We start from the raw sequence: 25795 nt of genomic DNA on the forward strand, positions 1-25795 counted from the left end.
AAATCCTTATAGGAAATCAAAGGGACATAAATAGGCTCAAAAATTCTTTCGCGTTTGTTGCAAATCCTTTTGATTTTGTTGCAATTTTTATCGCCAGGAAACAATTTTGCTTTAAAACTATTATTAATAGTTAAATCTCAGGCTTCTACCACTTTGCTCGGGGCAAAGCCGAAATGGCGCGAGAAACTGGCCGAAAAGCTGGCAGGGCTGCCAAAACCAACCATATATGCCACCTCGGATACTGTTGCCACGCGGCGTTCCAACAGGTCATGCGCGTATTGCAGCCTAACAATGCGGATGAGCTCGCCTGGGGCCTGGCCAATTAAACCTTTTAGTTTGCGGTGCAATTGTGTGCGGCTAAGTCCCATATCGGAAGCAAGCTGGTCTGCACTGTAGCCTTCTTCGTTCAGGTGGCTTTCAACAGCATGCCGTATTCGGGCTATAAAATCCTGCTCAATGGATGGCAGGGTAATGGTATCTTTTAGCCACAAGTCGCGGGTGCTGTAATGCAGGCGCAATTGCTCGCGTACGGTAATCAGGTTTTCAATAAGGGCAAGCAGTTCCCGCTGCTCAAAGGGCTTGGTCAGGTAAGCATCGGCGCCGGTTTCAATACCCTGTATCCGGTTGTTCAAACCGGCTTTAGCGGTTAGTATAATGATGGGGACATGACTGGTTCTTTCATCATTTTTTAGCGTCGTGGTCAGCTCGTAGCCGCTTACTTTGGGCATCATCAGGTCGGTAATAACCAGGCTGGGGATGTGTTTCAAGCCAAGGGCTATACCTTCTTCGCCATCTGCCGCGGTAATTAAGCGATACCTACCGGCTAGCGACTGCCTTATAAATTCCCTTAGTTCATCATGGTCTTCTATCAGCAGGATGAGCGGGCTGCTTTCATCGGCAACCAATACTTCACCAGGTAAGGGTGTAAATACTTCGCCGGTTTGGGTTTCTGTTATAGATTCTGTAACCGCGTTGGCAAGCTGGAATGGCATATCTATACGGATCTGGGTAAATAAGCCCTCGATGCTTTCGGCTCCAATGTGCCCGCCCATCAGGTCAACCAGTTCTTTGGTAAGTGCCAACCCAATCCCAGTGCCCTCTGCCGATCGCGTATCCGACGGATCGGCCTGGTAAAAGCGGGCAAAAATATAAGGCAGCTTAGCGGCGGCGATGCCTTTACCGGTATCCCTAATAGTAAGCGCGAAGGCGTTGGTTTGGGCTTCCTTGTTTTGATATAGTGCAATTTCTATCTTTCCTTCGTCGGTAAATTTTAGCGCGTTTGACAGTATGTTGAGGGCCACTTTGTCCATTTTATCCCGGTCGGTCAATATCCAAAAGGCATCCTGGTCGGCAGTAAAATGGAGGGTAATGCCTTTTTGTAAAGCCAGCGATTCGTAGGAGAGGGTGTGCTGTTTTACAAGCGCCACTAAATCTACAGGCGCAAGATTTATGTCCATCAGACCGCTTTCAACCTTGCTTAAATCAAGCAGTTGGTTAATCAATTGCAGCAAGCGCCCTGCATTAGCAATAATTAGCCGGAGGTTTTTATTGGTATCGCCGGTAGGCGTATATAATAACTCCTTGGCAGGGTTCATGATTAATGTGAGCGGTGTTTTAAACTCGTGGGTAATGTTGGCAAAAAAGCGCGATTTTACCGCGTCTAGTTCCAGCAGCTTATCGGCTTGTTCTTTTAGCTCGGCGGTACGCAGCTGCACAATTTGTTCAAGGCGCCGCGCTTCGGTGGCTATCAATTCTGTTTTCTCTGCCTCCTGCGCAAGGGCCTGGGCCGATAAATTTTCTACCTCCCTCAGTTTCGCCGTAAGCTTTTGATTGGTGCGTGCAAAATCAAGCGCCAGATAAAGCGATAAACAAAGTGGCAATACCAGTGATCCAGCACCCATTATAAACAAACGCAGGGAATTAAGCCCATACGGCCAAATGGTAAACATATCATCCCAGGCAAAAACATAAACCAATATTATTGTGCCTACACCTATGCCAATAAGCCAGGCATCCTTTTGCCCCCGCTTAATTACCTGGGCTGCCGACCATAATCCATCCAGCATGCAAACCATATAGGCTACCGAAAAAAAGTCGTTCCATGATCCTGTCTTAAAAAAACAAAACTTTAAAATATACTCTGTAAGATAAAATAGCGTAATACCAGTTAAGGCCACCATACGCCACCGCGGCACCCTACGGTAATTGAGTACGTAAAGTAATAATACAGCCGCCCACATAATGAGCACCTTACAGGCGAACGTAGTAAAATCGGCAAAGTATTGCACCGATGGATACGGCGTTAGGTAAAATTGGTAAACGGCAATGCCATTTATACCTATCAGTAGCACAAACAGCGCGTAATAAGCGTTGAGTTTTTGCCTGGGGTAAAAAAGGAAGAATAGAAAATGCAACAGCCCCAATATAAGTTGAGCGGCTGCAAACATGGGCAAATAGTCAAGTAGTTTTTTGCTGGCACTTGTTTTTTCGGCCCGTTTCAAATAATCGCCGATAGAAAGCTGGAACCCCCAAAAATCGGGATAAACCCCAAAGAAATTTGAATAACGGATAGTGAGAAAATGTGGGCGGGTATCGGTAATCCAAAGCGGAATCAGCTCCCTTGGAGCACGTATAGCCTCCATTTGCTGTGCCGAGTGGCCAACTTTACCATAACCGCCTATGGGTTTGGCATCAAAAAATATTTCAGAAGCGCCATCGTGATTGATACTGATAAATAGTTTTTTGTTTATCAGCCCGGTATCGGCCTTTACCCATATACCAAACCAGCCCATGCCCCGCCAGTGGCGGGGCGCATCGGTTTTGCCAAAAACAGTATTGTGCACAGTATCCCAGCCCGTTGTATTGGTTACAGACAACCTACCGCCCGGCACTTCGCCGGGATGGAAAAACCAAAGGGAATCATCAAGAAATACCTGGTTATGTTTACCAAAATCGCTGCTGCGTATTATGGTTGCTTGTTGCCCAACGGCCCGGTTTACAAGGCACAATAATGCCAGGCACACCAAAACCATGCAATACATTACGTGCTTATATAGAAAAATATTTCTCCGATACATAAAAATATCCGGCAACTACTTATTTCTCAAAAATAATACTTTAAAATCGGGAAGGCAATGGCAAATATATAATATAGATAGCAGCGCTATTATGACGTTATCGATTATGTAGCTTGTAAAAATCTAATAACAACTAATAGTGTGTTGCACGGCACTGGGCACCCATAGCACCCATAAGTTGAAAATAGTCAGCAGGTTTAACCCCATTACATGGTTAACATAACTTAACACAATTTCAAAATATTTTTTACAACTAATTGATTATTAATTAGTTATGAAAAATCATGGTTAACACAGATTTTGTGCTAAAAATATTAGTATTTTACAATAATTTTTGCTAACTTGCTATTTAAAATCAAAGAACATGACGAACGAAAAAACAAGGCCCTCCGTATCGCTTAGGGCATCGAATGACAAAATCAATGGGCTCCTGGCCAGGGAAAAGATAACGGCGGCAGATGTTGGCGACCTTAACGAGCAGGAACACCGGCTTTTTGAGAACAGGCTTACCGAAATTTTGGAGCAATCAAAAGGGGTAGAACGGGACACGCTGTTAGAAAAAATAGAACCCATTATGCAGGCAACTACCAAAAGCGACATTTGGGAGCGCAACCACATGACGATAAGCAACGCCATTGAAAATTTTATGCGCCAGTATGCCGTTATGCCCACTAAAAACGATATAGCCCAGGAAACCGGCCTGAGCCGCCAAATCGTTGCCAAACATTTTAAGGAATATAAAACCCAACCGGAATTTGCCGCCGAAATGGAGCAATTTAAATTTATGAGCCATAAAATATTGGCCAACGTATTTAAGCAAGCCAGTAACGGCGATATGAAGGCCGCCAAACTTTATTTTGATATGGTAGGCGCCATTGATAAACAGCCGGCCGCCACCGTTGTTACCGCTCAAAACAACTATATCCAGATAAATAATACCATCCTTAGCCAGGAAAATTTGAAAAGCCTAAGCCCTGCCCAATTACAGCTGATAGAAAATATTGTTACCAACAAACCGGTAGAACTGCCTGCCCTGGGCGTATAAATTTTTAAGGTATCCCTTTCTTCATCGCAGGTTTCCCTTATTCGGGCGCCTGGCCTTCCTTTTATTTGAAATTTAAGGATTCAGGCTGAAAAATTCTGTATTTATTGTATTGATAGAATAGTTTTTATGGATTATTGTGGTAAATGATACCCAATTTTGGCGTGGTGTTGTGTGGTGCTATGGCTGATTTGTGCTTGCAATGCGATATTTTACAAGAGTCACAAGTGAGCCAACCCGCGGGCAACCGCGCAACACTTGCGCCAAAAAAGGGGTTTGACAGAAGATTGTGCCGGCAATGAAATTATCTTCCGGGTTTCAGACAAGTAATCCACCCGCAGGCAGCCTCACAACACTTGCGCGAAGATGGTCCTATAAGCATAGGCATGAACCAAGATTTGGTGATCTCAACAAGGCTTCAATTTCAAGAATCACAACCGGTTTTAAAAAATTTAGATAAGATCTACAATTAGAAAATTACAGCAATTCAACTCATTCTACAAACAACCAAAAATAGCTTCGACTTTAGCGACGTAATCTTCGGCTGTACTTTTATCTATAACATCATTCGCACAGATAGTATCATTGTAGGTATGCCCGGCACAGTTTCTTAAATTTAATATGTATCGACAGGTGTCAAACAATCTCTCTGCTGAATCATAATCTCTCCAAATACTCTTCAGGTAATCTGAAAAAGCAACCATTAAAGGAACAGAGTTGTAATTGTAAATAGTGTTACTTGCTGGAGAGATGAAGTAAAATAATTCAAAGATTTGAGTCAAATTTCCAAATTTATACGTTGTTTCAGTGTTGTTAGTAAAGGTCTTTAAATGGTAAAAATCGATTTTCTTTTCATCGATTCCCCCAATATCAAAGCCTATGGTAGTAGTGCTGGGCATAGCTATTCCCAAATTGTTAAAGATATCAATTAATTTGTCTTTATAATTTGCTTCGGTACTCAAGATATTTTTATCTACCGGGTTTAAGGAAATTTTGAAATCATTCACCCATCTAATCATCTGAAATTCCAACGCCCGGCCATATTGTATTACAACAGGGGCGAAATCAGCTTCACTACCTAATGTCTTCAGTAGAAATTTACCGGTCGATAGATAGCGAAGCGTTTTTGAACTGTCTATTTTAGTTGGGTCTATAATAGTTTGAATTTCCGTCACATAATTAGAATAGTCCGCTTTTGCCGTGTATTCATCAATTTTACGTTCTTGCTGTTCTATAAGGGTTTGGAGTTCTGATTCTTTATGATCTTTTTGCGCTTTTATTTCAAGGAGCTGTTTCTCCAACTCAGTCTTTCCAGAAGTTGTTGTTGATAATTTAAGATTTAGTTCATTAATTTTATCATCATAGTCTTTAAGTGCTTCGCCGGACGTTATTAATTTCTCGTTTATTGACACATAATCTTCAATAAAACGGTCTCTCTGAATATTCAGTAAACTAAGTTTCAAATTAGTCTGTTCGTCAAAAAAACCTTCACCAAAATATTTTTCATATTCGATGCTACCATCGTCATCTATCTTCACTTCATTGACGTATTTTTCTTTCAGTCCTTCTTTAACATCATTCGGATGATTGAAATAATACATTTTAATATCACCGGGGGATAGTACTTTCCTTCCGATATATTCCTGAAATTTGTAAATCAGATATTCGCTATGCGTTTCTAAAAGAAACTGAATGTTATATCTTGAGGCAGCATCGATCAACATTTCGGCAATTTTTGACTGTAAGGACGGATGGAGATTGGCTTCCGGTTCTTCTATCAATAGAGTCGAAGGGCTAAAATAGATTGCATTTTCATGTTCATCATCTTGATAATTATGATTGTACTCATGTTGTCTCTGCTGCTTATGAGCGACAATTGCAATTTGCATGATGATTGGGAGCAGTTGCGATACACCGTATCCCAAATCAACAAGCGGTGTTTTTGACCCGTCAAAATTAACCAGGAAAATTTTAGTTAAACCAATTGTCTCGTCTCTGAAAACATACAGTTCCTTTCCGATCTTAAAACCTTTTTGTTTCTTCTGTCCATTTTCATCGATCTCTCCGTTTCCTATCCAGAAGTTTACAAAATTCTGAATTTGCTTATGATGTTCCAGATATATAGCAGAAAAGTCTCTTGCGATCTGAATGTCCTCGCTATTCTGTTCATCTATGAACCATTCTCTATTTCYGCCCCTTGTAGTCGGTAAAAAATAGACCTTTTTCAAACTTTCAAAGGTTTTTCCGACAGCATCTAAAAAATCTTTTTCAATGGCTCCTAATAATGTTGTGAAAATTTGGCTATTAGGCGTTGTTTGAGGCAAATGGTTTTTGAAAAGATCTCTAATATTTTTTTCTTCTTTAGCATTTGATTCTTTATCAGATGACGCTTCTCGTAATTCTGCACTAATGATATCTCTGTCCATTCCGCCAAAAATGCTAGAGAAACTATTTTTAAAACTCTCTATAACTTCGCTATGATTATTGCTTTTTCCAAAAAGTAATTCGGTAGTGACCTTTTCTTCTATTGCCAAGAGCTTAATTCTTTCCTCTTCCTCTAATTTTAAATAATCAGAGAATAAATATTTTCCTTCGCTTAGTTTCTCTATAAAGTCTTCATAAGCGTCTATTTTCTTATTAAAAAATGGTAAGTCAAAATAGATCTTTCCGGACTTTTTAATTCTCGCAAAAAGGTCAAGAGTGAGAAATTTTTCGAATTTTTGATTAGGTTCATATTCATTTTCATTATTTATGAAAGGTGCATCTAAGAGAAGTTGGATGATTTTTTTCAGATCAACACTTGTTTGCATATCCCAATAAGGTCCGTCCTCATAACTCTGCGTATAGTCTATAAGATTAGACCAATGCAGATATTTACCATCCTTTACAACAGCAATATTTTTAATTCCGTGAAATATGGATTTTTCAATAGGTGTAGTATTCCTTACTATACGATTGAGACCATATCTTATCTCAAATGACGCAGTGATCTCCCGACCGCTTCCTATGGTTATAGGAAAAGAAAAAACTAAATCTTCGTCATCTTCAAAAATTGGCAATCTACTGGGACCATCGCCGGTTTCATTACGAAAATCAGAAAGCCGGGAATACATGCTATTATTTTTTGGAACCTCTGAGTTTTTGAATGTCGCCATTGAGACGCGATTGATAATACGTTCAAGATTTCCAAGTTCATGCCTCATATTCTTAAAATCTAAGGTTTCCGAAACGATTCCATTTTCAAAATTATGAACCAAGAACTGTATTGCTTTGAAAACAGAGCTTTTTCCTGCATTATTGGTTCCAGTAATCAAGGTAATCGGTGCAAATTCAAGATCTTCTTTTATAGTGAAAGTTCTAAAGTTCTGTAACCCTAATCCTTTTAAATTTGGCATTTTATAGATTTATTATTTTTGTGTTTAATATATATAATTCTTTTAACTCTGGATGCCTTCATTAAATTGACTTGGGCTACGGATTATTGAAATTTAAGTTACCAAGGTCATTATATAAGGTGGCTTCCAAGCTGGTTATCAGCCTGTAGGTCTTCGTCATACAGAAATTAGGCCCAGCCCTGATAAAAGGTCAGATTAGCCGCTCCATCTCGGTACTAGTCCAGGTTGGTCGCTAAAAAATCTTTAAGATAGGAAGTGCGCGGTTGATCCGGGAATATTGCGAAGCCAAGGGTTAAGGTTATTTTAATAGTGGGCGTGTAAATATGATTCAGAGGATTTTAAAAGAATAAAAACATTTAGATATCTGCTCACTTATGATTGCTTGGGGATGACCAAGATTTGATGAGATCGCCGCTTTGATTAAAACGGTAATTAAAACGATTTAAGCGGAGGACCACGTCGCCGGTTCCGTTACCAGTGATTACTTGATAACGGCCATAATTTAGATCCATAAATTCGGCTCGATTTATGGGATGTTGATAATGAGTAACTTTGATCATGTGTAAGTTCACTAACCCGCCGTCGTAGCGATGAAATGGAATGAATTCATTACCAAAAGCCTCAGGGATTGTCGCCCAAGCTTCAGATTGAATATTGATCTCTTTTTGCGCGCCGAATTCGTCATTCGGTCGATATTTATAAGCGGCTTTTGCTAAAAGATCATATATCGTTTTGTTTACTTGTTTTAACTCTTTCGCTCTTACTGAAAAACCATCGTCATATTGAAAGTTGCTGAGTTTTCCGTTGGTAAAATAAAGATAAGTTTTGATCTTGGGAGAGTAGAACATGCCGTTATGAGCAACATTGGCAAGATTTAAAACCTTGGCAAGGAAGTCCGCCGATAGCGATTCATTTTCTATCCCGGATTCCAAAATCTGCATGATATCACCACTGGTGTAGTATTTGGCTACAGAAAATCCTTCCATGGCTTTTTTTAATTCCCGGCTATCAATAAAGGTGACCTTTTTATCTGTATGTAAAAAAACGATGTTTCGGGTGAATATTTCAAAAGCGATATTCGTTATCTTTTGGCTTTTGCTTTGATAATAAAAAAGTAATTGATCTGGATGATACCCCATATATTCTGCACATCCGACAAAAGATAAAGCGGCCATTTCAGCAGGCGCTTGACGATAACCATTACCGTCTGCAATGAATACTCCAGTAGACGTTCTGTTAAGCATGGACATCCTTTGGTAAATTGTTCATTTTTTGACCAATGAATTGGTGTACCCGGTTGAGTTCAGCATTGCTGAATGTTACGCCAAAAAGCCGTTCAAAATGTTTAAGCTGCTGTGTTATATTGGTGCTGTTCTGAAATAATTCCCAAATATTCGTGAGTCCTTTGAAACGATTGATTACCCGCCGGTCTTTGAACCAGTCTATCGATTTGGTAACAGCTTTCCCTAAGATCTTGGCATAATTAATCTCGCTGAGGCCGTCCTTCAAATGGTTGGTTTTGATTAAATTATTAGCGCTTTTGTCCAGATCAGCATTTTGAAAAATATCCAAGTGATTATGCACTAATCGGTGGTTTTTGATATCATACTTTTTGATGAAGGTAGCCCAAAAATCGTTAAAAGCACGCCGCGCTTCTAATTGTTGTTTTATAGTCGGAGAATCGTAAATCCGCTGTTCTAATGCGATGAACCGTTCGCGTAATTCCTGAAAATCAGCCCGTAATTGAATCAATTTAGCGGGGATTTCACTAATATTATTGAGTTGGCTTAGTAGAATATTGGTAAATGGGGGGATCGGCAAATAAGAATAGCCTAAATTTTGAAGAAGTTCGTCAAGTTGAATTTGATGAAGCGACGCTAGTTTTTGCAAAGCGTCGATAGAATAAGGCACTTTCCGGATCTCGTTAACCTGTTGACCAAATAGCCCGATCGGTAAGGTCGTCTGAATACTGGAAGTGTTGGAAACACTGATCAGGTTACTAATCAAAGCATGTGTAGTTGTGCGCACTTCAGAAACAATAAATTCTTTTTCCTCGTTAAATGCGCCTGTAACCAACGGTAGGATATCTACTGTTTTGCTCACGTCACTCTGACTGAAGTAATCAGTTTTCAAGTTCCGGCCATATTGGCTGATGAATTCTTGTTCAGCCTCTTTTTTACTTTTACCCTCCCGGTCGATTTTGAAAATTACTCGTGAAGGTGCTTCCAAAACCCCACTAACAAATTTTAGTCCAGTCTCACGGACAAGCATGTTCAGGATCGGTCGGCCACTGGGAAAGATTGCTGCGGCGGTCAGACTTAGATGATTGAGTTCATCAAGTGAGGTATAAAATTCCGAACAGCCAATAAATGATTCAATAAACGTATTTAGCGAAAATATAAATTCAGGCGTTGGTTTACCATAGCCACCAAGACAGTAATCTAATTCATCCAATAAACTTAAGCTAATGTACGCACTGTTATAATTGACGGTGTCTTGGATTAGGTTGTCCATAAATCAAATGTAACTGTTTTTGTAAAGAACATCTGGATTTTGATTTTTTTAATACAGTAGTGGCTTTTGTTGATTTGGCTCGTAGCTTAGTGGAGGACTTATATCCCTAATCATGAATCTGAAAGTTAAAATAACAAGAGATTTTATCGATCCAATAAAATGTTACCTGGAAGATGCTTTGTAGCTGAAAAAGATGCTGTGAAAAGTGATTATTATCAGCGGAATCATGTCCGTGTTGTTCAGCTTCTGGTCGACGTTATCCCCGCACCAGCCAAAGCTCGTATTTTACATATGCTTTAGTTGCAAATCTATATACTACCGGGCTTCCGTAACGCCAACTGGGACTTGTGCGGTGAACACCGACCACAGGCCAAACAAAGGCGGGGTAAAACATATTTATCATCACATAATTTCCATATATCAATATATCGTACATTTGAAATAACCCCTGGGCAATTTGAATCCTGATATATTCCATATTAACCTTTACCATGTGGCTGCCATGGCAACCCTGTTTTCGGGGTTTACGCTTGCGCTGCTTTTAGCATTCGCAAAAAGGGAAGGGCAGGCAGCCAACCTGTTTTTAAGTGCCGCTTTAGCTGTAATCGTACTCAAGACGGGCGGGCTTTCGCCAATTTTGTTACCGGCGCTGGGGCCGCTGTTGTACTTTTACGTACGGAGGATGACGTTGCCAAACCTGCAATTTGCCCGAAAAGATATGCTGCATTTTTGCCCTTTGCTGGTTGCGTATTGGATGCCGGGCTGTCTGGTGCTCATTTCGGTTGTTATTTATTTATACCTATCGCACCGGTTGATACAGCATTTTTATAATAGTTTGCAGCCGGTGCTAATGGATAGGCCCCGCTTTGCCTTCCGCCGGTTGGACAAGGCCCTCCATCTGCTGGCCCTGCTTTGCATATTATGGCTGTTTAACGATGCCTTGAGCTTTACCGTTGCTTTCGTGCTTATTGGGCTGGCTGCTGACGTGATGCTTAAACCGGATAGCAGCATACAATCGGCTACGCCCGTAACAGACAGGTATGATGCAAAGGAAAAAAGCCGCAGGCTAAAGGAAGCCGTAGCCGCAAACCGTCTTTACGCAGATGCCGAATTGACGTTGACCTCCCTGGCGGTAAAGCTGAATATCCATCCGCACGATTTATCACGCATTATTAATGTGGGGATGGAAAAGAACTTCAGCGACTTTATTAATGAGTTCAGGGTTCGTGAAATTGTCCGGAAAATGCAGGACCCGGCCCACGACCGGCTCACACTGCTGGGGATTGCCTATGAGTCGGGGTTTAATTCCAAAACAACTTTCAACCGGGTTTTTAAAGAGATGACCGGCAAAACCCCGGTGGAATACAAGAATAGCTTGAAAGAAGGGGTACCAATTGATAAGTTGGCACCCCGGTTACGCCTACAGCCGGTAATATTGCGTTCAGGAGGGCCGCCAAATTGGGCTCCGGTAAAATTAAACCGCAATTATATGATTAGGAGTTATTTAAAAATTGCCTGGCGCACATTGGCAAAACAAAAAACGTTGTCTTTCATTAACATATTTGGATTGTCTGTCGGGATTGCTTGTTTCAGCCTGTTCATGTTGTATGCCATTAATGAATTTAGCTTTGATGGTTTCCATAAAAATGCAAGCAACACCTATCTTGTTTTGGATGGAAATGCAAAGCAAAACATAAAAGCGCTCCAGGGAGTGATTTATACCCCGATGCCCCTGGGGCCTGCCATGAAACAGGAGTTACCGGGAGTAGAGCGTTATGTTCGTTATATACAACCCTATGAAACATTCGTAAAAATAAAAAACGAGGGGAGGCGGGAAAATATCGCCTATGCCGACACGTCGTTCTTCAATATTTTTTCGTTTAAATTTAAATACGGGAATGCCAAATCGGCAATCAACGGTTTGCACAGCATGGTATTAACTGAAAACACTGCCGAAAGATTGTTTGGTAAAGTAAATGCCATTGGCGAGTCAGTACAGGTAAAGATCGGGGATGTGTTTGAAACCTTTATAGTTACAGCAATAGCCGAAAATCCGCCATCCAATTCTTCGTTCCAATACAGCATGCTTATCAACTTTGATTGTTTTGCTAACACCACCGGAAAGATGGCTACCCACGACTGGTGGATGAATTCGTTTATGACCTTGGTTCAGTTAAAATCCGGAAGCTCATTGGTGAATGATAACAAGTTGTTGACCAGTTTCTGGCGCAGGCATTTTCCGGACGAAAAATCAGGTGGGTATAACCTGGTGCCAATCAGGGATGTGCATACCAGTCCGGAACTGATGGGTGTTAAGATTCCGCCTGTCGACCCAAAATCAATTTGGATGCTATTGAGTATCGCTGCCGGGGTTTTATTAATCGCCTGTATCAATTTCACCACTCTTTCTATAGGCCGTTCGGCAAACAGGGCAAAAGAAGTCGGCGTCAGGAAAGTTACTGGCGGCACCAGGAAAGCTTTGGTAATCCAGTTTTTGACAGAATCATTATTGCTTTCTTTTTTTTCGACGATGGTAGGCCTGGCACTTGTATACCTGCTTTTACCTTACTTTAACCAATTATCAGGAAGGGAGCTGAGTTTCTCTTTCGCACAATTCCCGCAGTTAACCGGCCTCATTGCCGGCTTGGTGCTGATTGTTGGCCTGCTCTCCGGATGCTACCCTGCTTTGGTATTGTCAGGCTTTAATACGGTCGACGTATTGAAGGCTAAAATAAAAATAGGCGGGGCCAATTTTTTCACAAAGGCATTGGTAACTTTTCAGTTTGTTCTTTCGGCTACGCTTATTGTTTCTGCAATAATCATTATGCAGCAACTAAATTACATGGAGTCAAAAAATCCTGGCTTTGATAAAGCGAATGTGCTTGGTGTAGAGACGTTGTGGGTGTCGGACACGAAACACTTAATACCGATTTTCAAACAGGAACTTTCCGGTCAGCCCGGCATTTCGGGTTTGGCCAGTGCCGACAATGGTCTTGGTGAGCATGAAGGCACGGGTTTCAGAGATTTTAGTTACCAGGGCAAATCGATAAATACAAAGAACTTTCATATCGATCCCGACTACATACCTACCCTGGGGATGCACCTGCTTGCAGGAAGAAATTTTGACCGGGCAATTGCTTCAGATACCGTGAACGCTGTGATCATTAATGAATCTATGATGCACGAATTGGGATGGCACCCCGAAAACTGCATAGGCCGCCAATTGGAAGGTTATGGTAAGGATAGCTTTAAAAACCCGACGGTGATTGGCCTTGTCCGCGATTTTAATTACGAGGCCCTTGCTGATCGGGTGCAACCGGTGTTGTTTCACCAGTTTGCCCGGGGCGGGGAAAGTCCCGGTTTTATTTATGTGCGCCTGCAGCCAGGCAATCCTTCAAAAGCTTTGGCTGCTATAAATTCCGCATGGAAAAAAATCGTGCCCGATTACCCGTTACAATATAATTTTCTGGACGATGATATTAACCGCTTCTATAAAGCCGAAACAAGATTAAGCAATATCATTGGCTGCGCAGGCGGCATTGCCATTTTCCTGGGATGCCTTGGCCTGCTGGGGCTTTCGGCGCTCGCGGTTGTTAACCGCACCAAGGAGATTGGTATCCGCAAAGTGCTGGGAGCGTCGGTTTCAACTATCATCAGCCTTATTTCAAAAGATTTTTTAAGGCTTGTTGTAGTAGCTTTTCTCATTTCAACGCCAATAACATGGTGGTTAATGAATAAATGGCTGCAAGGCTATGCGTTCAGGATAAATATCGAATGGTGGGTTTTTGGAATATCCTGCGTAGCAATTATAGGCATAGCGTTGCTGACGGTATGCTTCCAGGCGATCAAAGCTGCTATAAGTAATCCGGTGACGAGTTTACGGTCCGAATGAAGTTTTGACGGCGCATTCTATAGTTTATCCACTGTCTGAGTTGAACCCTACTTAAAATCGGGGCTATTATTTTTACTTATGTAAGGTAAAATGACCTATCCCGTAACTAATAAAAAGAAATTTGACTATTGTAAAATAAATTGTTCCCCATTTAGCGCACAGTGTTTTGCGGCTGCACGCTGGAGGATCACTTGTGAGAAATTAAGCCATTACAAAATATCAGAGCAATGCAAGGGTAATGCAAATCCCTCCGCCCCCACTAAATCCCTTACTGTAAGCTGAACGTATGTTCGGCTTACAGTTTTTTATTGGGTAGTGTAAAAATATCCTGCTCATAATCAGGTCGTTTCAACTAACTGTAGTTTTTGCTCCTTCAAAAAGTAATGTTTCATGATTGGCCCGGAGATGATCATGGTAACCACCGTCATTACTACAAGACCTTCAAATACGGGCTCGCTTATTATTTTTGCTTGTAAAGCTAATAAGCCCAGCACAATCTCCTGTGACCCTCTTGCATTCATGCCGAAGGCGACTGCTATAGATTCGTTCTTGCTCATTCCACTCATGGCGCTGCCAATGCCCGCGCCAAGCAATTTGGCCAGGCAGGCAATAATCAATATAATAACCACCACTTCCAGGTTAAAATTGGCTATAAAATTCAGCCTTAAGCCAACCGAGGCGAAGAAAAGAGGTGCCAGTACGTTGATGGTAAACTGGTGTAATACATGCTTGTGCTTCTCGGTAAAATATTTGGAATCGTTAATGCCAACGCCAACCAGGAAGGCGCCAAATATACCGCGCACCCCAAGGCCTTCGGTAATACAGGCGCTGATTAAACAAAGGCAAACGGCCATAGTAAGTACACGGCCAGGTTTTTCGCCTTTACCTGCAAATGTTAATAGTTTGTGGATGAGCCATCGGCCGCCTGTTAACATGAAAACGGCATAAAGCACCACAATACTTACCGACCAGAATGATGCTTCGCCTTTGCCCACATTCATCAGCTGAATGATGACCGAGAATAAGATCCAGCCCAGGAAATCGTCAACCATAGCGGCAGTTAATACAATATTGCCTATGCGGGTGTTCAGGATATCCAGGTCGAGCAATATTTTGGTAATTACAGAAAGGGCGGTGATAGACAATGCCGTTCCGAAAAATAGCGACGTCACCAGCTGGTTATTAAAGCCATTGGCAAAATGACTTTGGTACAGATACCATACCGAAGCAAATCCAATGGCAAAAGGGAATATGATACCGGTAAGACTGATGCTGATGGCCTGTTTCCCATTCTGGCGTATCTGTTTCAGATCTACTTCAAAGCCTGCAATAAACATCAGTAAGATGATGCCGATGTTGGCGATGCCGTCAAATGCTTCAAATGCATGCGGGGTAGCCAGGAAGATACTTTTAAAAACAGATGGGAATAATAAACCCAATAGGGTAGGGCCAACAATGATGCCCGCGAAAATTTCGCCAATAATAGCGGGTAGCTTGTACCTGCGGCACAATTCGCCTAACAGCCTTGCAGGTATCAGGATGATCAAAAGAATAAGCAGGAAATGAATTATCTCTGATGAGTTAAGTTTAGAAACCATGTTTTAAAAATTATTGCAGGTTTTCTTTTACCTCAATTCGTAATTGATGGGTATTAAAAACATGCGAAAACGGCTGGACGCTTTTTGTCAGGAACACGCTGCCTCCAATTACGCTGTTATGGCCAATTACCGTGCGGCCGCCTAAAATGGTGCTGCGGGCGTAAATAACTACGTTATTCTCCACTGTAGGGTGCCGTTTTGTTTCGGATAGTTCCTTGCTTACCTGTGCCGCCCCTAAGGTTACGCCTTGATATATGGTTACATGTTTGCCAATGATACTGGTTGCGCCTATAACTATCCCCGTGCCGTGATCGATACAAAAGGGCGTATCAATTTGAGCTTTAGGATGAATATCAACACCTGTTTTGCCATGCGCGTGTTCAGATAATATCCGGGGTAAAATGGGTATGCCCAACCGGGTAAGCTGGTGTGCTATACGGTAAACCGCTATTGCATAGAAGCCGGGATAGGATACAATTACCTCATGCACGCTGGTGGCTGCAGGATCTTTTTCGTAGATCATGGATGCGTCCTTTCTCAGGTCCTGGTAAATTTCGTTCAGCGAATCATAAAATGAAATAACGGCCTCCTCAATATCGATATCCTTCGGATCCAGGTAGCTTAACAGGATATTCTCCAGGTCTATCTGGTTCTTTTTTAAATGACCACCGTATATAGATAGCTTGTTGGCATGGTTATTTGGAAACAGAAACTCAAAAAGATCAGACAGCCAGCCTACACAAGCCCTGATCTTTGGCGTAGCCTCCCATTCGGCTTTATGGGTTTCATAAAGCGTTTGTATAAAGCCGTCAAATTTATCGTCTTTCATGGGCTGGTTTATCTTTTAAGACTGTGGAGGGTATTTACCAGCAAATCAATTTCGGCACAGGTATTATAAAATGCCAGTGAGGGCCTGACTGTCGCTTCTACACCAAACCGCCGCAATATGGGCTGGGCGCAATGGTGACCGGAGCGAACGGCAATGCCCTGTTGGTTTAAAGCTGCACCTACTTCTTCGGTTTTGTAGCCATCCAATACAAATGATAAAACACTGGCTTTATCGGGCGCAGTACCTATCAGGCGTATCCCTTTTACTTCTTTTAATAATTGGGTGGCGTAAACCAACAGGTAGTGCTCATATTGCGCTATCAGTGGCATACCCAAGCGGGTAACATAATCAATTGCAGCGCCAAGGCCAACGGCATCGGCAATATTACCGGTTCCGGCTTCAAAGCGGCCGGGGGCATCATGGTATTGGGTATACTCAAAAGTTACATCCTTAATCATATTGCCACCACCTTGCCATGGTTGGGTTTCGTTTAAAAGATCTTCCTTCCCATAAAGCACACCAATTCCGGTTGGTCCGAATACCTTGTGTCCCGAAAAAACAAACCAATCGGCATTTAAGGCCTGCACATCAACCGGCATGTGCGATACCGATTGTGCTCCATCAACCAATACTTTAGCGCCTGCCAAATGCGCCAGGTGTACAATTTGCGCGGCCGGTGTTACTGTACCTAAGGCATTTGATACCTGCGTAAAAGAAACCAGTTTTGTTTTGGGGCCAAGTAGTTTTACATATTCATCAATGAGTATTTGCCCGTCGTCATCAACTGGCATAACTCTGATTTTTAGCCCTTTTTTGGCCGCCAGTTGCTGCCACGGAACAATATTGGCGTGGTGTTCCAGTTGGCTTACAATAATCTCATCACCGGCGTTCAAGTACTGTTCGCCCCAGCTTTTGGCTACCAGGTTAATGGCCTCCGTGGCTCCGCGAACAAATATGATCTCATTGATGGAACGGGCATTTAAAAAGTTTTGTACTTTTTTGCGTGCGCCTTCATAGGCATCGGTAGCCCTTGCTGCCAGTTCATGTGCTGCGCGGTGGATGTTGGAGTTTTCGTGCTCGTAAAAATAGCTGATACGGTCAATTACCTGCCTGGGTTTTTGCGTGGTTGCTGCGTTATCCAGCCATACCAACTGTTTTCCGTTAACCAGTTCCTGCAATATCGGGAAATCGCGCCTTACAATGTTTACATCAAAAGGGGGGCTAATGATATTGCTAAAGCCTGCGTGCTTAACTTTTTCCGGCTCCGGTTTAACCGTTGGCAAACCATGATTATCCGATAAAAAATAAAATGGGATTTCCGCGGCGGAAGGTGCTCCGGTAAACGGCAAACCATTTGAAGGGCCTGAAGTACGAATGTTGTTCAATATTTTCTTCAGGTCAATATCAAATGCCTGGTCCTGCTGATATGGCAACTGGACCAGGTTTTCAGGCGCTGGTGAAAGTTGCTCAACCTGGAAATTTTGTTTTAATGGCACATCAGGTATAAGATCTGTTTTAACCAGGTAAGAGTCGTAACCAACCCCAGGTTGTGTAGGCAATTGTCCTCCAAACCCGGCAGGAGCGCTGTTTTGTACAGGAGCCGATGGCGTGGGATGGGTATTCAAATTAGGATCGGCAAAACTGGTTTGTGGATCTTTAAGATTAATAGCGTTATTTTGATTGATGGCAGATGGTGAAATGCCACCGCCCCCAATTGTACTTGAAGGAACAGATGCCGCAGGCTGTTGCGGCGAAGTAAATGACGCGGTATCAACAATAGCACCCGGCAACGGAAAAGCTTCGGGCACCTGCTGAACAGGTAATTGGTTTACAACGCCGCCTGGTCCCGATTTAAAGAACTGGTTGGCCAGCTGCTCTAATTCCTGCAAGTTGGGCAAGTTATCCGGATTAATATTTGTACTCATGGTAATTACCTAAATCAACATCCTCCAAAACAGCTATAGCGTCATCAACCAATACAGCCAATGAGCAGTAAAGCGAAACCAGGTATGAGGCAATAGCTTTATTGTTGATGCCCATAAACCGTACAGATAAACCCGGAGATTGCTCGCCCGGTAAACCAGGTTGAAACAGGCCTACAACACCCTGGCGACTCTCGCCCGTGCGCAAAAGAATGATCTTTGATTTGTTATTAACGATAGGCAACTTGTCTGACGGAATAAGCGGAATCCCTCTCCAGGTAATAAACTGCGAACCAAACAAAGAAACGGTTGGCGGCGGTACACCACGGCGGGTACACTCGCGGCCGAAAGCGGCAATGGCCAAGGGGTGCAGCAGAAAGAAACCCGGTTCTTTCCAAACCTTGGTAATCAGTTCGTCCAGGTCGTCGGGGGTAGGCGGGCCCAACCTTGTTTTAATTTTTTGCGATGCGGCTACGCTGCTTAATAATCCGTATTCGGTATTGTTGATCAGTTCGCTTTCCTGTCGTTCTTTAACAATTTCGATAGTGAGCCGTAATTGTTCGCTTATCTGGTTGTAAGGCTTACTGTACAGGTCAGATACACGGGTGTGTACGTCTAATACCGTATTTACAGCGCTTAAATTGTACTCACGTGGGTTTTCCTCATAATCAACAAATGTTGACGGTAATTCGCGCTCGTCGCGGTTGGAGCAGTCTACCTCTACATTGTTGGCATCTATCACCTTGTTTAAGCGATATACACCCGATTCAACAGGAATCCAGTTTAGCAGGTGTGTAAGCCAGCGGGGCGTAATGGTTGATAGTTGCGGTACGGTACGGGTTGCAACGGCTAACTGCCTGGCGGCTACATCACCAAGAGCGGTTTGTTTTGGTTTTTGATCTGGCATTTTAGAATTAAGATATCGGGTATAAAAAAAGTTGTTTTAATGCTATTTATCTGCAAAAATAACTGTCGGGGCAATAATAGTATATTAAATCGATAGATTTAATAGTTTAATAAAATTATTTTTCACAACCCAACTGAATAGTTTTTGAAATTTGGGAAGGGTTTAAATGGGGTTATTATATTTCTGACAGCTTTTAGCCAAACGAGTATTACACAATTTTACCGATGCATCTCGCCCTGTATAAAATACCGGATAAGTATTCTGATAAACTCTCCTCCGCATTCGCTGAAATAAAAAATCCACCTGAAAGGTCTTTTTTTCATTTACATTCATCAGGAAGACTTAAGATGATTTGATCCCCCGTATAAATTAGCGTGTGAGGCGGCTAATGTTAGGATGATTTTGGGGGTGGGCTAGCCCTGTGAAATTATTTTAACAAATAAGGCAAGTATATAATCACGGCACATAACACCGCGAAAAAACAAACAATCAACACAGCTCCGGAGGCCAGGTCTTTTACCTGTCCAATTAATGGATCTTGTTCTTTTGTAACCCTATCCGCTAATTTTTCGATGGCTGTATTAAATATCTCCGCCATCCATGCCAGGCCAATCAGTATCAGTGTAATGAGCAATTCTATCTGGCTGACTTTCAGTAGTATGTTGGCCGCGAGGACGGCAATAGCAGCGGCAAGGTGAAAGATCATGTTATGTTCAAATCTAAATGCCAGCGATATTCCCCGTATAGAATATCTATAGCTTTTCAGATGTTCCTTAATTCTGTCCATGTCCGTTAAGTATAATTTTTATCCTATTTAAAAACATGAGCTAAATAAACTATGCAATAACTGGCCAGGCAAACAATGGTTTTTGAGTTTGGCCGGGTAAAAATATCCTGTTTTTCGCACTTGTCACTCACAATATAACTACCTAATAACCAAAACACAACAGAAACTCCAATGTCCATAAAGTCAAACCGTCCATTGGCAATATGGAAGAGCTGAAGTATTTCTAAACTAACACAAAATATAAGCGGGATAAACATCCCGTCAATTCGCCAATTATTCCGGGTAATGTAATAGGGTTTCGAAGTAAGCGTAATACAAAATACCCAGAGCCCTTCGGGTAAAGAGTAAATTATCATGTTATTCAATGGTAATACCGTCACGATATATGCCTTTAACCTTGCGTAGGTTGCAAGTGAAATCACCCGGATGACGATTTCGTTCACAACAGTCCTGTCTGTTCGATAAAACAGGTAAATAAACAAACTGATGAGCAGCGATATGCAAATAAAAATATACTTCTTTCTCAATTTTTCTGATAAATTAAAAGTTTGAAATAGGATGCTAAGCCCAGATGAACCTTCTTTAAAAGAGTAAACCTGTTGATCGCTGCTATTTGATCAATATAAAAAACCGATCTGAAGTGGAGAACCTTTGAAATCATCTCAAATGCACTATCGATATACTTGAACCAGTTATCGGGTGTAAAATGATTAAGAATAAATACCTGTCCCTGCGGTTTCAACACTCTTAATACTTCTTTCAATAATAGCTCCGGATCATCTACTACCGCAATTACATGGGAGAGCACAACGTAATCGAAATGTTCATTATCAAACAACAGTGATTTACCATCCATCTTAAAAACCTTAATATTTTCGCGCGCCTTTTGGCAGGCGATTTCAAGCATTGCTGCGGATGTATCGATGCCAATTATCTTATGCTTTTTATAGCGATGGAAATGAGCGCCGTTGCCAACACCAATCTCCAGTAAATTACCCTCGGGCAGCAAGTTAATCTCGTTAAATAAAACTTTCTTTTGTGGTTTCAGGAAAACATCTACCAATGGATATAAGAATGAGAATCTGTTGTAAAAGGAATCAGTTTGCTTACCCATCTGAAATTATCTAAACTTTGTTAACATTATCATTTAATAATTAAAATGCATTCAGTTAACGGCACTCCTCGAGTGTAAGACAAAATTATCAATTTACTTTTCATTTCAAAGTACTTTTAAAAAAAATAATCAATATGATTTTTGTCCCGCCTGATAAGTGATTCAGAAGTACCGATCAACGATATAACACGCTACCACCAGGCAATTAAGGGACGGGGGGCGTATGCGGTTCGCAAACCTGAATGTTTTATTTGAGTAATACCTTAAGCTAAAATTGATTCTTAGTCACAACTTGCATAAGCAAAGGTTTCATTATATTTGCTATCCAGGGTCTCAGATAAAACGCCGCTCCCTAAAAAACACAAGCTTATATTTATGTCACACTCATTTACTGCAAAGGGTAAGGTATCTTCTTTTTTCTCGGTTTTAAAACAGGCTATCAAGGGCCAGGAGGTTGATTTAACATCAATCAGTATAAAAAGGGCAATTGTTTTATTGGCCATACCCATGATGCTGGAAATGGCTATGGAATCTGTTTTTGCACTGGTCGACCTTTATTTTGTAGGCCATTTAAAAAACAGCAGTCACGCAATTCAAACAGTAGGTTTAACCGAATCTGTTTTAACCGTTATATATTCGCTGGCCATAGGTTTAAGTATGGCTGCAACAGCAGTTGTTGCCCGCCGCATTGGCGAAAAAAATCCAGAAGCCGCGTCAAAAGCCGGGATGCAAACCATCATTATAGCCGTGCTTATAAACCTGGGGATAAGTATTTTTGGATTTTTACATGCCCGGGGCCTGCTTTTGATTATGGGCGCTTCGGCAGAAACCGCAGACCATGGTACTCCATTCGTTCGCATTATGATGGGCGGCAGCATCATTATTGTATTGCTGTTTTTAATTAACGGCATTTTCAGAGGGGCCGGCAACGCCGCAATCGCTATGCGTAGTTTATGGCTTGCCAACATTGCAAACATTATTTTATGTCCTATTTTCATCAGGGGGCTTGGGCCAATCCCGGCCTTTGGCTTAACGGGAGCAGCCATAGCCACCAGCATTGGTCGTGGTTTGGGTGTTACATACCAGGTTTATAATTTATTTAATGGCAAAAATGCTTTAAAAATCCGCCTGAGCTATTTTATACCCGATTGGCAACAGATTAAAGCGATTATTAAAATTGCCGCGCCTGGTATTTTGCAATTTGTAATAGCCAGTTGCAGCTGGATATTTTTGGCGCAATTGGTTGCGACAACAGGCGGCGACCACGGCTCTGCAGGGTATCAAACTTCGCTGCGGTTAATGATGTTTTTCCTGTTGCCGGCGTGGGGGTTGAGCAATGCTGCTGCAACTTTGGTGGGGCAAAATTTAGGCGCAGGGCACGTTGACCGCGCCGAACAATCGGTATTTCAAACGATAAAGTATACGGTGGTATTTTTAGGTATCGTAAGCATTTTGTTTTTAACCTGCGGCCATTTGTTTGCTTCGTTTTTTACCGACGATGAGGCTGTAAAAAAAGTGGCTACCCGTTCATTACAAATTTTGAGCGTCGGCTTTATTATTTATGGAATAGGTATGGTATTAACCAGCGCGTTTAATGGTGCCGGTGATACCTGGACACCGACTAAAATCAATGTTTTCACTTTTTGGTTATTCCAAATCCCTTTTGCTTATCTAATGGCAAAGTATTTTGCGATGGGGCCAACCGGCGTTTTTATATCTATCCCTGTGGCCGAAATTGGATTAACCATAGCCGCTTACGTATTATTTAAGCGTGGAAAATGGAAGAAAACCATGGTGTAATGCGTCTGCCCTGAAAGTATCTTTCAATTGTATGTACAAATACCAAAATAAATCTGATATTAGAACTGTTTTAACCAATTAAACGGCCATTGAAAAGGTAGCCGCGTTCCGCAGCTGCCTTGATACTTGTTACTGACTACTTGATACTATTATTACATTATGGAAAGAAGAGATTTTATAAAAAACACCGCTGTTGCCTCGGCATTGGTTGCCGCCGCACCGGTAAATAGTTTTGCCATTTTACATAAGGACCTTAAGCCCGACGACCAGATTATAGGCCAGGGCGGCTATACCTACAAAGCCGATAAAGGTTGGGCCAAGATTAGTGTAAACAGCCACCCGCTGGCCAATTGCCACGAAATGGTTCAGGATAGTAAAGGCCGGTTAATTATGCTGGGCGATCATACCCAAAACAACATTCTTATTTTTGATAAATCGGGCAAATTGCTTGACTATTGGGGTACGGCTTTGCCGGGCGGCCATGGGCTAACCATCAGCAAGGAAGGCGGCGAAGATTTTCTGCTGCTTACCGATTGCGGCTGGGCGGTTGATAAAACAGGTAACTCGTACGGTCAATCGGGGCAGGTGTTAAAAACCACGGTTGATGGTAAGCTGATATTTGCTATCGGGCACCCACGCACCATTGGTGTTTATAAAGACAATGAGCCTTTTAAACCAACAGAAACCGCGGTAGCACCCAACGGCGATATTTATGTGGCCGATGGTTATGGGTCTGACTATATTATACATTACGATAGCAAGGGGCAGTATATTCGTCATTTTGGCGGGCATAACAACACCAATAAGGACCATAACCTGGTTAATGCTCACGGCATCACGGTAGATACCCGGGACAAGAATAATCCAACGCTGGTTTGTACCTCCCGCGAGGAAAACTGCTTTAAAATATTTACTATGGATGGTAAATTCATAAAACGCATTGATATGCCGGGTATGTACGTTTGCCGGGCGGTAATTAACGACCAAAATATTTACGCGGGTGTTTGCTGGAGTAAAGATGCCGGCGGCAACAGGTTTGACTTCTCGGGCTTTGTAACCATATTGGATAAAGAAAATAAAGTGATCTCAAACCCTGGCGGTGCTGCGCCCGTGTATAAGAACGGTGTTTTACAACCTACTTTACAAGCGCCAGGCCGCATTTTTCAGCACGGGCACGATGTGTGTGTTGATGAGGATAAAAATGTTTATGTATGCCAGTGGAATGCTTATCATACAGCTCCGGTTAAATTAACCAGGGTATAGGATGGGCAGGTGTTAATATAGTTGAATAATATGCCAATATGAATTTATTTTTAGTTGGCCGTTTTTCACAAACTTAGCTGTTTACAAACACCTTAATTAATAAACATTCTATCTGCTATGATTAACATTACTATCAAAACAAAACTGTTGCTGGTTTTTTGTTGTGCGCTTATTTTAAGTGTAACCAACGTAAATGCCCAGGGCATTTCAAAAACGCAGCAACCATTGTCGGTATTGCAGCAAAAATTCGTCGACCTGCGCTTCGGTATGTTCATTCACTTTAATATCCCGACTTACGAAAATGCCGACTGGCCCGATCCTGAAACACCTGCATCAGAATTTAACCCTAAAAAACTGGATTGTGTGCAATGGGCTAAGGCGGCAAAATCGGCCAATATGAGCTATGGTTGCTTAACAACCAAGCACCACAGCGGCTTTTGTATCTGGGATACCAAAAGCACCGATTACAATGTAATGAACAGCCCTTTAAAGCGGGATGTTGTTAAAGAGTATGTTAAGGCTTTTCGCGACCAGGGTTTAAAAGTAATGTTGTATTATTCTATTTTGGATACTCACCACAAGCTGCGCCCCAACATGATACAGCCAAGGCATATCGAAATGATCAAAAAACAGATCACCGAGTTACTTACCAACTACGGCCCGATAGAAGCCCTGATTATTGATGGCTGGGATGCACCATGGTCAAGAATTTCTTATGACGATGTTCCTTTCCAGGAAATTTATCAGCTGGTTAAATCATTACAGCCAAACTGCCTGATGATGGATTTAAACGGTGCCAAATACCCTGGCGATGGTTTATATTACACCGATATCAAAACCTATGAAATGGGTGCCGGCCAGCGTTTATCAAAAGAAACCAATAAAATGCCGGCTTTAGCATGCTTGCCTATCCAGGCTAACTGGTTTTGGAAAACAGATTTCCCAACAACGCCAATCCGCGATGTAAATAAGTTTGTGAACGAAACTTTGATCCCGCTTAATAATGCAAGCTGTAATTTTATACTGAACGTAGCGCCAAATACTGATGGTTTGATGGACGATAACGCGCTTGCTGGTTTAAAGCAAATAGGGCAGCTATGGAAAAATGAAGGCCCGGTAGGCAAATTAGGCGAAACAGGCCCGCCTATTGTATCGCATAACCTGGCCAAGCATGCACCGGCCAACTCAAGCTGGAGCGATGACTCTGAAATTATGGATTTTGCCAACGATGATGATTTTTCCACTGTGTGGCAATCAAACCCAAGGGTTAAAAATCCATGGTACGAGGTTACTTTAAAACCGGGCCAGGCTTTTAATACCGTGGTGGTATTTGAACGCAAACCCAATATTAAAAAATACAAGCTGGAATACCTTGACGGTACCACCTGGAAAACTTTATTTGAAGGCGAAAATCTTAGCCGCGTTAAAGTAAACCGCTTTGCCCCGGTAAAGGGCGACAAAGTGCGCATGTCTATCCAAACTTACGACGAAGCCCCAAGCATAGCCGAGTTCCAGGTTTATAATGAACCGAAGCTGTAGGCAGATGGGGAGATTTCAGATTACAGATGTGCAGATTGGGGGATAACTTCTATGTCATTGCGGGTACCCATCAGGTTTACCTGATGGGTACCCGCAATGACATGAAAAGAATAATC

General features: G+C 42.1%; 16 protein-coding genes. 5 read left to right on the forward strand and 11 right to left on the reverse strand.

What is annotated here, in order from left to right; translation table 11 throughout:
- Positions 1–137 precede the first annotated feature (137 nt).
- Complete coding sequence (locus AC1DV1_RS23015; RefSeq protein WP_477364074.1) at positions 138–3041, reverse strand: response regulator; 2904 nt, start codon at positions 3039–3041, stop codon at positions 138–140.
- 400 nt (positions 3042–3441) lie between these two features.
- Between AC1DV1_RS23015 and AC1DV1_RS23020 the strand changes: the two genes are divergently transcribed.
- A complete protein-coding gene (locus AC1DV1_RS23020) occupies positions 3442–4122 on the forward strand; it encodes a hypothetical protein (protein ID WP_477364077.1) in 681 nt (226 codons plus the stop codon).
- 494 nt (positions 4123–4616) lie between these two features.
- On the opposite strand, the gene AC1DV1_RS23025 is transcribed toward AC1DV1_RS23020, so the two are convergent.
- The 3 genes from AC1DV1_RS23025 to AC1DV1_RS23035 form a co-directional block, all read right to left on the reverse strand.
- A complete protein-coding gene (locus AC1DV1_RS23025; protein ID WP_477364080.1) occupies positions 4617–7514 on the reverse strand; it encodes an AAA family ATPase in 2898 nt (965 codons plus the stop codon).
- A 368-nt stretch (positions 7515–7882) separates the two neighbouring features.
- Positions 7883–8758 (reverse strand): hypothetical protein, encoded by an 876-nt coding sequence (locus AC1DV1_RS23030; RefSeq protein ID WP_477364083.1) that lies wholly within the window; start codon positions 8756–8758, stop codon positions 7883–7885.
- Positions 8751–10028, reverse strand: coding sequence for a hypothetical protein (locus tag AC1DV1_RS23035; RefSeq protein WP_477364086.1), 1278 nt, complete (start codon positions 10026–10028; stop codon positions 8751–8753). The genes AC1DV1_RS23030 and AC1DV1_RS23035 overlap by 8 nt, the downstream gene beginning before the upstream one ends.
- A 457-nt stretch (positions 10029–10485) precedes the next feature.
- Between AC1DV1_RS23035 and AC1DV1_RS23040 the strand changes: the two genes are divergently transcribed.
- The gene (locus AC1DV1_RS23040) at positions 10486–13920 is read left to right on the forward strand and encodes an ABC transporter permease (RefSeq protein WP_477364089.1); all 3435 of its coding nucleotides are present in this window, start codon (positions 10486–10488) and stop codon (positions 13918–13920) included.
- A 338-nt stretch (positions 13921–14258) separates the two neighbouring features.
- Here AC1DV1_RS23040 and AC1DV1_RS23045 read toward each other — a convergent pair whose 3' ends face one another.
- The 7 genes from AC1DV1_RS23045 to AC1DV1_RS23075 all read right to left on the reverse strand — a co-directional run bounded on the left by AC1DV1_RS23045 (position 14259) and on the right by AC1DV1_RS23075 (position 21077).
- Positions 14259–15518 carry a cation:proton antiporter gene (locus AC1DV1_RS23045; protein ID WP_477364091.1) on the reverse strand — a complete coding sequence of 420 codons (1260 nt, stop codon included), beginning with the start codon at positions 15516–15518 and terminating at the stop codon, positions 14259–14261.
- A 10-nt stretch (positions 15519–15528) separates the two neighbouring features.
- Entirely contained in the window at positions 15529–16347 is an 819-nt protein-coding gene (locus AC1DV1_RS23050; protein WP_477364094.1) for a serine acetyltransferase domain-containing protein, read from the reverse strand.
- Between the two features lie 8 nt (positions 16348–16355).
- A complete protein-coding gene (locus AC1DV1_RS23055; protein WP_477364097.1) occupies positions 16356–18272 on the reverse strand; it encodes a family 2A encapsulin nanocompartment cargo protein cysteine desulfurase in 1917 nt (638 codons plus the stop codon).
- Positions 18256–19176 (reverse strand): family 2A encapsulin nanocompartment shell protein, encoded by a 921-nt coding sequence (locus tag AC1DV1_RS23060; protein ID WP_290308837.1) that lies wholly within the window; start codon positions 19174–19176, stop codon positions 18256–18258. The genes AC1DV1_RS23055 and AC1DV1_RS23060 overlap by 17 nt, the downstream gene beginning before the upstream one ends.
- Positions 19177–19603: 427 nt before the next feature.
- Positions 19604–19963, reverse strand: a complete 360-nt coding sequence (locus tag AC1DV1_RS23065; RefSeq protein ID WP_477364102.1) for a diacylglycerol kinase — start codon at positions 19961–19963, stop codon at positions 19604–19606.
- A gap of 23 nt (positions 19964–19986) precedes the next feature.
- Complete coding sequence (locus tag AC1DV1_RS23070) at positions 19987–20490, reverse strand: hypothetical protein (protein ID WP_477364105.1); 504 nt, start codon at positions 20488–20490, stop codon at positions 19987–19989.
- Entirely contained in the window at positions 20487–21077 is a 591-nt protein-coding gene (locus AC1DV1_RS23075) for a class I SAM-dependent methyltransferase (RefSeq protein ID WP_477364108.1), read from the reverse strand. The genes AC1DV1_RS23070 and AC1DV1_RS23075 overlap by 4 nt, the downstream gene beginning before the upstream one ends.
- A gap of 375 nt (positions 21078–21452) precedes the next feature.
- Here AC1DV1_RS23075 and AC1DV1_RS23080 point away from each other — a divergent pair, with 375 nt between their 5' ends.
- The 3 genes from AC1DV1_RS23080 (at position 21453) to AC1DV1_RS23090 (ending at position 25679) form a co-directional block, all read left to right on the forward strand.
- Positions 21453–22877, forward strand: coding sequence for an MATE family efflux transporter (locus AC1DV1_RS23080; RefSeq protein WP_477364111.1), 1425 nt, complete (start codon positions 21453–21455; stop codon positions 22875–22877).
- Positions 22878–23036: 159 nt separating this feature from the next.
- Positions 23037–24140: a twin-arginine translocation signal domain-containing protein gene (locus AC1DV1_RS23085; protein WP_477364114.1), complete on the forward strand. Its 1104-nt coding sequence runs from the start codon at positions 23037–23039 to the stop codon at positions 24138–24140.
- Positions 24141–24257: 117 nt separating this feature from the next.
- The gene (locus tag AC1DV1_RS23090) at positions 24258–25679 is read left to right on the forward strand and encodes an alpha-L-fucosidase (protein WP_477364117.1); all 1422 of its coding nucleotides are present in this window, start codon (positions 24258–24260) and stop codon (positions 25677–25679) included.
- Positions 25680–25795: the final 116 nt, after the last annotated feature.

The sequence above is a fragment of the Mucilaginibacter sp. P4_D1 genome, from assembly GCF_056401935.1.